This is a genomic window from Arthrobacter sp. H41, from assembly GCF_000520535.1.
Classification (GTDB): Bacteria; Actinomycetota; Actinomycetes; order Actinomycetales; family Micrococcaceae; genus Arthrobacter_D.
On sequence record NZ_KI914779.1, the window covers coordinates 39,815 to 52,000 of the forward strand.

14 protein-coding genes are annotated in these 12,186 nt (G+C 65.0%); 10 read left to right on the plus strand and 4 right to left on the minus strand.

What is annotated here, in order from left to right; translation table 11 throughout:
• Nucleotides 1-73: 73 nt before the first annotated feature.
• A complete protein-coding gene (locus Y705_RS0105875; protein WP_026532185.1) occupies nt 74-1,468 on the minus strand; it encodes an MFS transporter in 1,395 nt (464 codons plus the stop codon).
• Between the two features lie 133 nt (nt 1,469-1,601).
• Between Y705_RS0105875 and Y705_RS0105880 the strand changes: the two genes are divergently transcribed.
• From Y705_RS0105880 to mnhG, 6 genes are read left to right on the plus strand one after another with little or no spacing between them, the layout of a single operon-like run.
• A complete protein-coding gene (locus tag Y705_RS0105880; protein ID WP_026532186.1) occupies nt 1,602-4,610 on the plus strand; it encodes a Na+/H+ antiporter subunit A in 3,009 nt (1,002 codons plus the stop codon).
• Nucleotides 4,607-5,113, plus strand: a complete 507-nt coding sequence (locus tag Y705_RS0105885; RefSeq protein WP_026532187.1) for a Na(+)/H(+) antiporter subunit C — start codon at nt 4,607-4,609, stop codon at nt 5,111-5,113. Before Y705_RS0105880 ends, Y705_RS0105885 begins: the two co-directional genes overlap by 4 nt.
• Nucleotides 5,110-6,717 (plus strand): Na+/H+ antiporter subunit D, encoded by a 1,608-nt coding sequence (locus tag Y705_RS0105890; protein ID WP_026532188.1) that lies wholly within the window; start codon nt 5,110-5,112, stop codon nt 6,715-6,717. The genes Y705_RS0105885 and Y705_RS0105890 overlap by 4 nt, the downstream gene beginning before the upstream one ends.
• Entirely contained in the window at nt 6,714-7,283 is a 570-nt protein-coding gene (locus Y705_RS0105895) for a Na+/H+ antiporter subunit E (protein ID WP_026532189.1), read from the plus strand. The genes Y705_RS0105890 and Y705_RS0105895 overlap by 4 nt, the downstream gene beginning before the upstream one ends.
• Complete coding sequence (locus tag Y705_RS0105900; protein WP_026532190.1) at nt 7,280-7,537, plus strand: monovalent cation/H+ antiporter complex subunit F; 258 nt, start codon at nt 7,280-7,282, stop codon at nt 7,535-7,537. The genes Y705_RS0105895 and Y705_RS0105900 overlap by 4 nt, the downstream gene beginning before the upstream one ends.
• Before the next feature lie 2 nt (nt 7,538-7,539).
• Complete coding sequence (gene mnhG, locus Y705_RS17765) at nt 7,540-7,944, plus strand: monovalent cation/H(+) antiporter subunit G (RefSeq protein WP_275450801.1); 405 nt, start codon at nt 7,540-7,542, stop codon at nt 7,942-7,944.
• Nucleotides 7,945-7,970: 26 nt separating this feature from the next.
• On the opposite strand, the gene Y705_RS0105910 is transcribed toward mnhG, so the two are convergent.
• Nucleotides 7,971-8,231 (minus strand): DUF4235 domain-containing protein, encoded by a 261-nt coding sequence (locus Y705_RS0105910; RefSeq protein ID WP_026532191.1) that lies wholly within the window; start codon nt 8,229-8,231, stop codon nt 7,971-7,973.
• 202 nt (nt 8,232-8,433) lie between these two features.
• Here Y705_RS0105910 and Y705_RS0105915 point away from each other — a divergent pair, with 202 nt between their 5' ends.
• The 3 genes from Y705_RS0105915 to Y705_RS17775 all read left to right on the plus strand — a co-directional run bounded on the left by Y705_RS0105915 (nt 8,434) and on the right by Y705_RS17775 (nt 10,180).
• Nucleotides 8,434-8,649, plus strand: coding sequence for a hypothetical protein (locus tag Y705_RS0105915; RefSeq protein ID WP_026532192.1), 216 nt, complete (start codon nt 8,434-8,436; stop codon nt 8,647-8,649).
• A 17-nt stretch (nt 8,650-8,666) separates the two neighbouring features.
• On the plus strand, nt 8,667-9,458 hold the full coding sequence (locus tag Y705_RS17770; RefSeq protein ID WP_049822347.1) for a GAF domain-containing protein: 792 nt from the start codon (nt 8,667-8,669) through the stop codon (nt 9,456-9,458).
• Nucleotides 9,459-9,574: 116 nt separating this feature from the next.
• On the plus strand, nt 9,575-10,180 hold the full coding sequence (locus Y705_RS17775; RefSeq protein ID WP_049822348.1) for a sigma-70 family RNA polymerase sigma factor: 606 nt from the start codon (nt 9,575-9,577) through the stop codon (nt 10,178-10,180).
• A 23-nt stretch (nt 10,181-10,203) separates the two neighbouring features.
• Here the strand turns inward: Y705_RS17775 and Y705_RS0105930 are convergent, their stop codons facing one another.
• Both Y705_RS0105930 and Y705_RS0105935 read right to left on the minus strand, forming a co-directional pair.
• The gene (locus Y705_RS0105930; RefSeq protein WP_026532193.1) at nt 10,204-10,812 is read right to left on the minus strand and encodes a flavodoxin family protein; all 609 of its coding nucleotides are present in this window, start codon (nt 10,810-10,812) and stop codon (nt 10,204-10,206) included.
• A 137-nt stretch (nt 10,813-10,949) separates the two neighbouring features.
• The gene (locus Y705_RS0105935) at nt 10,950-11,630 is read right to left on the minus strand and encodes a class F sortase (protein WP_026532194.1); all 681 of its coding nucleotides are present in this window, start codon (nt 11,628-11,630) and stop codon (nt 10,950-10,952) included.
• A gap of 218 nt (nt 11,631-11,848) precedes the next feature.
• Here Y705_RS0105935 and Y705_RS0105940 point away from each other — a divergent pair, with 218 nt between their 5' ends.
• A complete protein-coding gene (locus Y705_RS0105940; protein WP_026532195.1) occupies nt 11,849-12,046 on the plus strand; it encodes a hypothetical protein in 198 nt (65 codons plus the stop codon).
• Nucleotides 12,047-12,186 lie beyond the last annotated feature (140 nt).

Below are 12,186 nucleotides of genomic sequence, written 5' to 3' on the forward strand. Positions count from 1 at the left end.
TGCGGCGAAGCCGCCATAGGTGCTTAATCAGTGGGGGGTCAGTCGGGGTCAGCGGCCGGGGTCAGGGGCTGGTTCAGGCACCCGGCACGACGGCGGCGGCAGCCCTTCCAGGCGGTTTGACCGGGAGCAGCACGAGCAGGCCCGCCAGCAGCACCACCAGAATCCCGGCGATGCCGTAGCGCTGTTCCCCGAAGATACCGATCGACAGGGCGAAGAGGGCGGGCGCCAGGAAACTCACCGCGCGCCCGGTGGTCGCGTAGAGACCGAACATCTCCCCTTCCTCGCCTGCGGGGGCAAGGCGGGCGAGGAAGGCCCGCGAGGATGACTGTGCGGGGCCCACGAACAGTGTGAGCATCAGGCCGAACGTCCAGAACGTCGTATCCCCCGTCCAGGTGTAGCCGAAGACCGTGTAGGTCTCGGCCCCGAGGACCAGAACGGCCGTGCCGGCGAACAACAGGCCTATGAGGGCGGCGATGATCACACGCTTCGGCCCTGCCCGGTCATCGAAGAAACCCCCGATCACCGAGCCGACGGCGGCGATGATGTTTCCCGCGATGGCGAAGAGGATGACCTCGCTGAAGGCGAAGTCGAAGGTGCCTGCGGCGATGATGCCGCCGAAGGTGAAGACTGCGGCGAGTCCATCACGGAAGATGGCGCTGGCGAGCAGGAAGAAGATGGTGTGGGGGCTCGTCCGGTAGATCGCCTTCACGCGGCGAACCAGCAGCCCGTACGAAGCAAGGAAACTGAGGTGCGCGGTTCTTGGCTGCCGAGGCACTTCGGGCACGGTGAACAGCACGGGAAGGGCGAAGGCCAGGAACCAGACCGCGGAAAAAATCGCCACGAGGCGGATGTTCAGGCCGTTCTCCGTCTGCGCTCCCGGCCAATCGACTACGGGTTGGATGAAGGCCACCAGCACGATGACGAGCGCCACGATGCCCCCCACATAGCCCATCGCCCAGCCGAAGCCGCTGACCTTGCCAACGGTGGCCGGGGTGGAGATCTGCACCAGCATCGCGTTGTAGTTGACGCCGGCGAACTCGAAGAAGATGTTCGCGGCGGCGATCAGCGCCACTCCCAGGATGAGCAGTTCGGGGCGCGGGAGAACGAAAAAGCACAGGGCCGTCAGGGACGCCACGATCAGGGTGTTGACGCCGAGCCAGAACCTTCGCCGGCCGCCGCTGTCGGAGCGCTGCCCCGTGACCGGTGCAAGCAGTGCGATCAGCACTCCCGCGGCGGCAAGTCCCCAGCCCAGGTACTGCGAGGCGAGCTCCTCACCACCGAACGGTTCCGAGGTGAGGTACACGGTGAAGACGAAGGTTGTCATGACCGCGTTGAAGGCTGCCGATCCCCAGTCCCAGGATGCCCAGGCGAGCACGGGCCTGCTGAGAATCCGCCCGGTCGGTGCGGGCGCCGTGGTCCCGGCCGAAAGACGGGCTTCCGGCCCGGGCAACTGCTGGTTGTGGCTCATACCGCACATGCTAGCTGTACGCCGAGCCCACAGGGCCCGCGAACACAGGAACCGGGACGTCCCAAAGTATTCCTCAGGTAGAATGGTTGTAAGCCTCCCCGACCGTCCTCTACAGGAAGATCAGGAAACCGACTTGCTCCCACTGCTGATCGTCCTGTTCGCAGTGGCACTGGTGGCGCCGGTGCTTTTCCAGCGGATGGGACGATCGGCTTTCTACGTGTTGGGCGCAGTCCCCGCGGCCGGTTTCGCATGGCTCCTGGCTACCTACCCCCAATACACCGGGAGCGATCAGACGGCGACGGCGTCCATGCCGAACGTGCCGCCGTCGGTGGTCTACCCCTGGGTCCCCGATCTTCAGCTCGAGTTGGCGTTCCGGATGGACGCGCTGGCCGCGGTGCTCTCCATCCTGATCCTCGGCGTCGGAGCGCTGGTCCTCTTCTACTGCGCCCGCTACTTCAAGAAGGACGATCCCGACGTCGGGGCCTTCGGCGCGCAGCTCCTGGCATTCGCGGGCGCGATGTTCGGCCTCGTCACCGCGGACGACCTCATTCTCCTGTTCATCTTCTGGGAACTGACCACCATCCTGTCCTACCTGCTGATCGGCTACTCACGGCACCGCCTCGCAGCGCGCAGGGCCGCACTCCAGGCGCTGATCGTGACGACCCTCGGTGGACTCACGATGCTGGTGGGGATCGTAATGCTCGGGCAGACAGCGGGAACCTACCGGCTTTCCGAGATCATGGGCCGTTCGGAGGAGCTCCTGGGTAACGGGGCCGTGGTCGACGTCGCCGTGGTGCTCCTGCTCGTCGGTGCCGTGACGAAATCGGCGCTCGTGCCGTTCCACTTCTGGCTTCCGGCGGCCATGGCGGCACCGACGCCGGTGAGCGCATATCTTCATGCAGCAGCGATGGTCAAGGCAGGGATTTACCTCGTGGCGCGCCTTGCGCCCGGCTTCTCAGAGTCCGCCTACTGGTTCGGCGTCCTGATGGTTCTTGGGCTCGCCACCATGCTGATCGGCGGATGGCGTGCGCTGCGCCAGTTCGACCTCAAGCTCATCCTCGCCTATGGGACGGTGAGCCAGCTCGGGTTCCTGACCATGGTGGTGGGGCTCGGCGGGCCGGAAGGCGCCCTGGCGGGGCTCGGGCTCCTGCTGGCCCACGGATTCTTCAAGGCGACGCTCTTCCTCGTGGTCGGCATCATCGACCACCAGTCCGGAACGAGGGACATCCGGAAGCTTTCCGGTATTGCACGCTCGGCCCCGGGACTCGCCGTTATCGCTGCAGTCGCCGCGGCGTCGATGGCGGGGGTCCCACCCCTGTTCGGCTTCGTGGCGAAGGAATCCGTCTACGAGGCCTTCGTTCACCTTGCGGAGGTCGAAGGGCTGCCGGGCGCCCTCCTCCTCACCGGGATCGTGACCGGCTCGGTCCTGACCTTCGCGTACAGCGCCCGCTTCCTGTGGGGTGGGTTCGCGCTGAAGAAGGAACAGGAGCCCACGTCCTTCAGGCGCGTGCGGAAGTCCTTCCTGTTCGCTCCAGCCGTCCTCACCCTTGCGACCGTCACCTTCGGCCTGTGGCCCGCACCGCTCGATGCCGCCGTCCAGCCCTACGTCTCGCTGTTCGACGCACCCGAGGAAGAGGTGTACCTCGCGCTGTGGCACGGGTGGACGCCGGCCCTGCTGCTGTCGGTGCTGACGCTGGGGGCGGGAATCCTGTTGTTCCTGCTCCGCGACTCCATCGAGCGGGCCCAGGACACGTTCCGGCCGGTGCTCGACGCCGAGCGCTCCTATCGGACGACGATCGGGGTGCTCGACGACGTCGCGGTCTGGGTGACCGGACGCACCCAGCGTGGTTCGCTGACCTTCTACCTCTTCGTCATCCTCACCACAGCGATCCTGACGCCGCTGTCAGCGCTGATCCTGTACGACGCACCCCTGCCCGCCAGTTGGCGATGGTTCGATTCCCCCGCGCAGGCTCTCGCCGGCGTCGTGATCATCGTCGGCGCGTTGGTCGCGGTTCGGGCCAACAAGCGGTTCATGGCCGTGCTGATGGTCGGGGTGAGCGGGTACGGCATGGCGCTGATCTTCGCGCTGCAGGGGGCGCCGGACCTCGCCCTCACCCAGACCCTCGTGGAAACGATCGTGCTGGTGGCCTTCGTCCTGGCCCTGCGCTCGCTCCCCGCGCGACTCTGGAACCGCGAGCGAAGCAGGCACCGCCTTCTTCGCGCCGGCCTCGGAATTGCTTTCGGAGGGATCATGGCAGTCATCGCGATGTCCTCGATGGCCTCGCGCACCGCCGCCCCGGTCTCCCTCGCGTATCCCGACCTGGCCTACAACGACGGCGGTGGAGAGAACGTCGTCAACGTCCTCCTGGTGGATATCCGGGCCTGGGACACCTTCGGGGAAGTGTCGGTCCTGGCGATCGCCGCGACCGGTATCGCCAGCCTGATCTTCGTCCGGGGCAGGGGGGACAAGCGGCGGCGCGCGGTGGGCGTCGAATCGGGCACGGTGGACCGCGGCCAGGAACCGCTCGCGCGGACGGGCCGGGAGGAAGCTGCGCTCGCCCTGGCCAAAAAATTCTCGACGGTGTCGCGGGATGCGTGGCTGGTGGCCGGCCGGACACTTGCCCCGGAGCGGCGGTCGATCATCTTCGAAGTCGTGACCCGGTTGCTGTTCCACTCGATCATCATGCTCTCGGTGTATCTGCTCCTGGCGGGCCATAATCTTCCGGGCGGTGGATTCGCGGGTGGGCTCACCGCTGGTCTTGCGCTGACGGTGCGGTACCTCGCGGGCGGTCGGTTCGAGCTCGCCGAGGCGAGTCCCGTGAGCGCAGGCCTGCTGCTGGGCGGAGGCCTTGCCACTGCCTCACTCACCGCCATCGCGCCCCTTGCTTTCGGTGGGGCGATCTTCCAGAGCTACATTTTCGAATTCGCGCTGCCGATTTTCGGGGACATCAAGTTCGTCACCTCGACGATCTTCGACATCGGCGTCTACCTGATCGTGGTGGGATTGGTGCTCGACGTCCTGCGCAGCCTCGGATCCGAAATCGACGAGCGCAGCGAGGGGCAGGCACGGGTCGAGGAGCAGGGCGCACTCAAGAACCGACACCAGGAGTCCACCGAGACCGGGGAGGGGATTGTCCAGTGAGCGTCAACATCACGCTGCTCGTGGTCATGGCGGTCCTCTTCGCGTCCGGCGTGTACCTGATCCTCGAGAGGAGCCTGACGCGGGTGCTGCTCGGCCTGATCCTTCTGACGAACGGCGCCAATATCCTGTTGCTCTCCACCGGTGGTCCCGCGGGCAGGGCGCCCCTCTACGTCGCGGGAACACCTGCCGAGGAGTACTCGGATCCGCTTCCCCAGGCGCTGATCCTCACGGCGATCGTCATCTCGTTCGCTGTCACGGCCTTCATGCTGGGAATCATCTACCGCTCCTGGGTGCTCGGTCGCCAGGATGACGTGCAGGACGACATCGAGGACCGCCGCGTGGCGGGCCAGGGCAGCTTCGACGCCGAGGATGACGCCGAGGTGCCCGTCGAGACCACCGAGTTCACCGACCAGGGCACCGATGCGGAGACCGTCCAGGAGGCGGAGGAGCGTCCCGGCTCCCAGCGTCCGGGCCCACTGAACAATTCGAGGGAGGCGCAGTGAACGTAGCCGACCTTGCGCCACTGGCCGTCATCCTCCCGTTCCTCGGAGCGGCCGTGGCGTTCATGCTCATCCGACATTCACGCACGCAGCGCACGGTCAGTATCTCGACCCTGACCGTCACACTGCTCATCGAAGTGCTCCTCCTGCTCAACTCGCCCAACGGCACGCACGCCGTCCGGGTGGGCGGCTGGGACGCGCCCTTCGGGATCACGCTGGTGGTGGACCAGTTCTCGGCGCTCATGCTCGTGGTGTCCTCGGCGGTGAGTCTCGCCGTCCTGATCTACGCGACGGGCCAGGGTACGACGGACGGCGATGAAGACGGCCCCGTGTCGATTTTCCACCCGACCTACCTCATCCTGGTGGCAGGGGTCTCGAGCGCTTTCCTTGCCGGTGACCTGTTCAACCTGTATGTGGGGTTCGAGATCCTGCTGACCGCGAGCTACGTGCTCATGACCCTCGGCGGAACGACGCCGCGTATCCGCGCCGGTGTGACCTATGTAGTGGTCAGCGTGGTGTCCTCGATGCTGTTCCTCATCGCGATCGCCATGATCTACGGCGCCACCGGCACTGTGAACATGGCGGACCTCTCGGTGAAACTCGAGGATGTCGACCCCGCCACGCAGTTGGTGCTTCACCTCATGCTCCTCGTGGCGTTCGGGATCAAGGCTGCGGTGTTCCCGCTGTCCTTCTGGCTCCCCGACTCCTACCCGACGGCTCCAGCTCCGGTGACCGCGGTGTTCGCCGGCCTGCTCACCAAGGTGGGCGTCTACGCGATGGTGCGGGTCGAAACGCTGTTGTTCCCCGGGGACCGTATCAACACCCTCCTGATGGTGGTGGCGCTCCTGACCATGCTGGTGGGGATCCTCGGCGCCCTGGCGCAGTCGGATATCAAGCGACTGCTGTCCTTCACCCTCGTCAGCCACATCGGCTACATGATCTTCGGCCTGGCGATCTCCACCCGGATCGGGCTCGGCGCCGCCGTCTACTACGTGGCACACCACATCACCGTGCAGACGAGCCTCTTCCTGGTCACCGGCCTGATCGAGCGGAGAGGAGGCACCGCCAACATGGACCGTCTCGGTGGACTCGCCAAACTCTCACCGATCCTCGGTGTGCTCTTCTTCCTGCCCGCCATGAACCTTGCAGGCATTCCGCCCTTCTCCGGATTCCTCGGAAAGCTGGGCCTGATCCAGGCCGGCGTGGAACTCGGAACTCCCCTGGCCTACGTGCTGGTTGCCGGCGGAATTCTGACGAGCCTGCTCACGCTGCTGGTCATGGCGCGGGTCTGGAACCGCGTGTTCTGGCGGCAGCCCTCGGACGCAACCCACCCCGACCCGATCCTGCTCGCCACGAAGGAGGACGGCTCCAGGCTGCGCACCTCACGCCACGTGGTGGGGAAGTCATCGGGCCGGTTCGCCGGCCGCAGCCCGGTTCAGCTCCTGCCGAAAACCATGGTGGGGCCCACCGCCGGCCTCGTGGGTCTGGGCCTGGCACTCACGCTGCTGGCAGGCCCGCTGTTCACCCTCAGTGACAGTGCTGCGCAGGAGATGCTCGACCGCACCCCGTACATCGACGCGGTGCTGGGAACAGGGGTTGCGCGGTGATTCGGCAGAGGATTCCGCTGATCACCGAACTGCCGCTGGTGATCTGGCTCGTGATCGTGTGGGGTGCGCTGTGGCAGGATTTCAGTCCGGGCAATCTCCTTTTCGGAGCGATCATCGCCTATGTAGTGGCGAACGTGTTCTACCTTCCGCCCGTGGAACTCAGCGGCAGGTTCAATGTGCTGTGGGCTGTGCCCTTCACTGTCCGGTTCCTGTTCAAACTGGTGACAGCAAGCGCCGAAGTGTTCTGGCTCGGGCTGTCAAAGGGGCCACGGCTCCGCAATGCCGTGGTCGCCGTCCAGTTGCGCAGCTCGTCGGACTTCCTCGTCACGGCGACCGGTCACGCGCTCTCGCTGATTCCCGGGTCCCTGGTCCTTGAAGTGGACCGCTCGACGTCGACCCTCTACCTCCACTGCCTGAACATCAATTCCGACGACGACGCCGACACCATCCGCCGCGACGTGCGGGCGACGGAGGCCTGGCTCATCCGCATTCTGGGGACGAAAGAGGACTTGGCGCTGCTGCGGGCAGAGGACCGCTTCGCGCGGGAAAGGGAGGCCCGGTCATGACCGTCGTGGCGTATGTCGTGGGTGCGATCCTCGCGGTGGCCGCGGCCTGTGCGCTGTACCGGGCCGCTCGCGGGCCGTCGATCCTTGACCGTGTCCTCGCGCTCGACGTCGTGCTGGCCATCATCGGGGCAGCGCTTGCCACCCGGATGGTGGTGACCGGGAATCTCGACAACCTGGTGTTCCTGGTGGTGGCGTCGGTGGTCGGCTTCATCGGTTCGGTCACGGTGGCCCGCTTTGTTACGGACAGGAAATGATCGTGGAAAATTCCCAGTCGGTGCTCGACGTCGTCGTCGCCGTCCTGCTGATCAGTGGAGCGCTGATGTCCCTGGCCGCGGGTGTCGGCCTGGTCCGGTTTCCGGATCTGTTGTCGCGGATGCATGCGGCCACCAAGCCGCAGGTGCTGGGGCTGCTGCTGTTCCTGCTTGCCCTTGCGGTGGAGTTCCGCAGCTGGGCGCTGATCCCCGTGCTGCTGGTCTGCTGGATCTTCCAGCTCCTGACCAGTCCCGTTTCCGCCCATATGGTGGGCCGGGCCGGCTACCGGACGCGGCATATGCGCCGTGACCTCCTGACCATCGACGAGCTCGACGACGTGGTGGAGAAGGCGGCTCGGCAGCGGAAGGACGACCGAAGAAAAAAGGGCGCCCAGCCGGATCCCGGCTGAACACCCTTTCGGCCTTCTTCGGCGGCTCAGGTGAGTCCGCGGGTCCTTGCAAAACGCTCAATGGCCTGCTGCGTGGTGCGGTTGGTGAGAACCTGGATAGTGGTGCTGACAGCCCCCGAGATGATCGCGAAGATCAGTGCCGCGCGAAGGGTGTTCTCCAGTCCGTCCTTGCTCTTGGGTGGGGCCTCACCTGTGGCTTTGTGCCAGATGACGTCCACGAGCTTGGTGCCGATGAAACCGGCGCCCACGCTCAGACCGGCTCCGAGGATCTTGAAAAGAATCTGCATGGCGGTGTCTCCTTTTGTCTGCGTTCTTCTTCGCCCAGCCTAGCCTTGCGGCCATTGTGACGGGTAATAACCGTCCAGCTCGGACGAATACTTTATGCTCTTCTCGGGGGCTTATTGAGACTGCGCAGTATCGGCTTGCCGGGCCCCCTGGTTGTTGTTCCTCCTTCGATACTCGGTACTACTACGGAAGGCTTGGCAAGCCATGAACAGAGACGATTTCCACCGGATCCAGGTGGCGGCGGCGGACAAGGAAGCCGCGGCCTTCGAGTTCGACCATGCTGCACTGAACCTCGAGGAGGCAGTGGCCGCGGCGCTGCGCCACGGTGAGGATGCCATGGTCATCGCCGAGGCTGCGGATCTTCCAGGATCCGAGGTGCTTCAATTGAGGGGCGCGTTGGACGGCGAGCCTGAGGTCTGATGAAGAGGGAAGTTGTCGTGGATGCAAACAGGCAGCACTGGTTCACCGTTGAAGCCGCGTCCCGGCCCGGCGTCGACCATGATGACGTGTGGACGAACTACACGAGCATGGGTGGAACCTGCGGCGACGTCGAAGTAGCGGCCTACCTGAACGGGCTGTTGCTCCTGGATCGGATGCAGCGGGACCTCATAGCCCATGCGGTCAATGAACTGCTCGACGACATTGCCTCGTCCGACTGCCGTGCGCACTACAGTTCCGAAGCCGTGGCCCTGGCCTCGGGTTATGCAGCGGATAGCTTCGGAGACGACGCCTGCCCGGATCTGGCTTCGGTGCGGTCCGCTCCGGAAGAGGCAGAGACCCGACGACTGGACTCCCTTCGGAAAACGGGCCTGCTGCATACTCCGGCGGAGGAACGCTTCGATCGAATCACGCGACGCGCAAGAGACCATTTCGGGGTGAGTTCGGCGTCGATCGCCCTGATCGGTGAGGAGGATCAGTTCATCAAGTCCGTCTCCGGGCCCATCGGCCAGAACGTGCCGCGCGAAATTTCCTTCTGCAATGAAACCATTCGCTTCGCCCGCACCATGATCGTCGACGACGCCCTGCTCGATCAGCGGTTCACGGCGAACCCCCTGGTCACTGAGGCTCCGCATATCCGTTTCTACGCCGGACACCCCCTGACGGGGCCAGGCGGTTGGAGGATCGGGACGCTGTGCGTCATCGACGACAAGCCCCGGGAATTCAGCAGGGAAGACGAAGAGGAGCTGCGCTCGCTGGCCGGACTGGTTCAGGTCGAGTTGAGTTCCTGAGCGTCGACGATGTAACAACTTCGCACCCCGCTGTTACGGGTGTGACTGGTGTTGTAACGTTGCGCCAGGGGCGGTTTTTGTCGTGTACTCCTCACCTGTTGGGAAAGGTCGGTCCTATGTTCCAGCCCAGCAGCCAGCGCCGCGATGCGGATACAACAGTGCAGACACTCGCCGGATTGGTGAGCCAGGTGGGGAATGGCGACGAAGCGGCTTTCGAAGCGCTATACGAGCGGACCTCGCGGCGGGTGTACGGACTTGCCCTGAGGGTCATCCAGAACCCCGCCATGGCGGCAGAGGTGGTCCAGGAGGTGTACCTCCAGGTGTGGACGGCAGCCGGGACATACGATCCATCCCGAGGCTCCCCCCAGAGCTGGCTCTTCACACTCACTCATCGCCGGGCGGTCGATCGCGTGCGCAGCGAGCAGAGCTCACGGGAGCGGGGGGCCCGGCACACGCAGGAGGCGTCTGCAGTCAAGGTCGATTCAGTGGACGAAACCGTCCACCACACGATCATGACCGAAACGCTGCGGTCGTGCCTGTCGTCCCTCACTGTCCGCCAGGCCGAAGCAGTCACTCTCGCCTACTATGACGGCCTCACTTATGCCCAGGTGGCCGACCGGCTCGGACTGAAACTGCCGACAGCGAAGTCGCGCATCCATGGCGGCCTGGCCCGGTTGCGGGCGGCAATGGAGCAACAGGGCTACAACGCACAGTCCCGCTAACTGCACTGGCCGTTAGTACCTTCTCACTCCACCGGGTACTGCTTCTCCCGCAGCATCCGTGCAAGGTGGACGGCGTTGCGGGCAAGGCCTGCGTTGGTGGACGCCACCGGTTTCGGGACCTGGTCCAGATCCTTGAAATCCACGGTCTGCATCGCTTCTCCGACCCAGTACGTACCGCCCTGGGCAGGAAGGGTGAACCCGACGTCGTTCAGCCCCTGCATCATGTCGGCAATGGTTTTGTGGGCGCCGTCCTCGTTACCCACGACGGCGACCGCCGCCACCTTGCCGTACATGATCGGTCGGCCCTGCTCGTCGGTCTCGGACAGTTCCGCATCGAGGCGTTCCATGACCTGCTGGGCGACGCTCGAGGGGTGGCCCAGCCAGATGGGGGTGGAAAGAATGAGGATGTCGGCAGCAAGGATCTTCTCGCGCAGCGCCGGCCATTCGTCACCATCACCCATGTCAGTCAGAACCCCGCGCTTGACGTTGTGATCGACCACCCGCACCAGGGACGACTGCACACCGTAGGCTTTCAGCTCATCGAGGATGTGGTGTGCCATGAGCTCGCTGCTGGAAGGCTCCGGTGACGGGGTCAATGTACAGACGAGGGCGATTGCCGAGAGATCGGTCAAGGGAGTTCCTTCCGTTGCGGCGCAACGCGCCTGGCAGTGTCGAATTTCCGGTGCTGGGCTTATCCCCCAGTTGAACACGGGATGCGGGCAGGTGACCATGCATTCCGGCCGGGAACCCGCCCTTCAGGGTGATCGGGCTAGACAGCCAACTTCGCATAGACGACATAGTTGTCATCGAATTGGCCGGTGTCCGGATTGTAGCCGTCGCAGGTGATGAGGCGCAGTTCGGACCCGGCGGTGTTGCCGTAGACCGTCTGGGTGGGGAACTCGTCCTTGGGGTACTGCTCCCCGCGGTCGAAGATGAAGGTGGCAGTAGTACCGTCTTCACGGGCAACCTCGATGGTGTCGCCGGCCTCGAGGCTGCGGAGGTCTGCGAAGACTCCTGGGCCGCCGTCGGTGGCGTTGACGTGCCCGAGCAGGACGGCCGGGCCGCGCTCTCCCGGCGTGGGGGAGTCGTTGTACCAACTCGCCGGGGCGCCGGGTCCGTCCGGCGGGACCTCGAGTGAGCCGTTCTCACGCAGGCCGAGACTGAGCAGCTCGGATCCCGCATCGATGGCGGGAATGGTGAACGAGACCGGTGCCGATGCCGGCAGGACCGGCAGTTGGTTGGATGCTGGTGCCGGCGTCACGGGCGCGGTCGGTGGCGAGGGTGCCGGCGTCGTGGGCGTGGCCGTGACGGTCGACGACGGCGTAGCTGCCGTCGCTGCCGTTCCTTGGGGGTCGGCCGGAGCGTTCGTCGCGCAGCCGGTGAGCAGTAGGAGAGCGACCGCCGCGGAGGCCAGGGAGTATCTGCGGCGGTCGCTGCGTGGGCTGATCATGGGAGATTCCTTCACTGGTGAGTGCACATTCACCTCGATGTGCCTGCCTGCTTTGTCTTCGAAGCGGAGGGGCTTCCAGATGGGTTACCCGCAGAGCAACTGCCCGGCCGTTCTGGTACCGCCGAGCAATCGCTTGGCAAAACCGGCACCCGGGCAGGGTTAACCTCCTGGTAACCTCCTGAAGCGCTCCCGGAGCCTTGTGGCTCCGAATGACCTGTATGAGCCCCATACCTGACAGCAAGATTACCGGCATCGATTCGGCGGCGGTGGCTTCGACCCGTCGGATTGCCCAGCAGGCCCTCTTCGATCTTGAGCGGTCCTGGATCAAACCCCACCCTGACGAGGTGGTTTCCGCAGCACGACGTTACCTGGCCGCTGCCGAGAACTGGGCCGACAGTCGTCGGGAGGGCGCCTGAGACGCATACCCAGTTTTTTCGGTCCTGATTCCTGCGGCAACTCAAAAAGCGACCGCCGCAGAAGCCTTTTGGCTTCTGCGGCGGTCGGTTTGGTGAGCTGGTCGTTGGAGGAATGAGGTCCGGTCAGCTCGTTTCGTGCT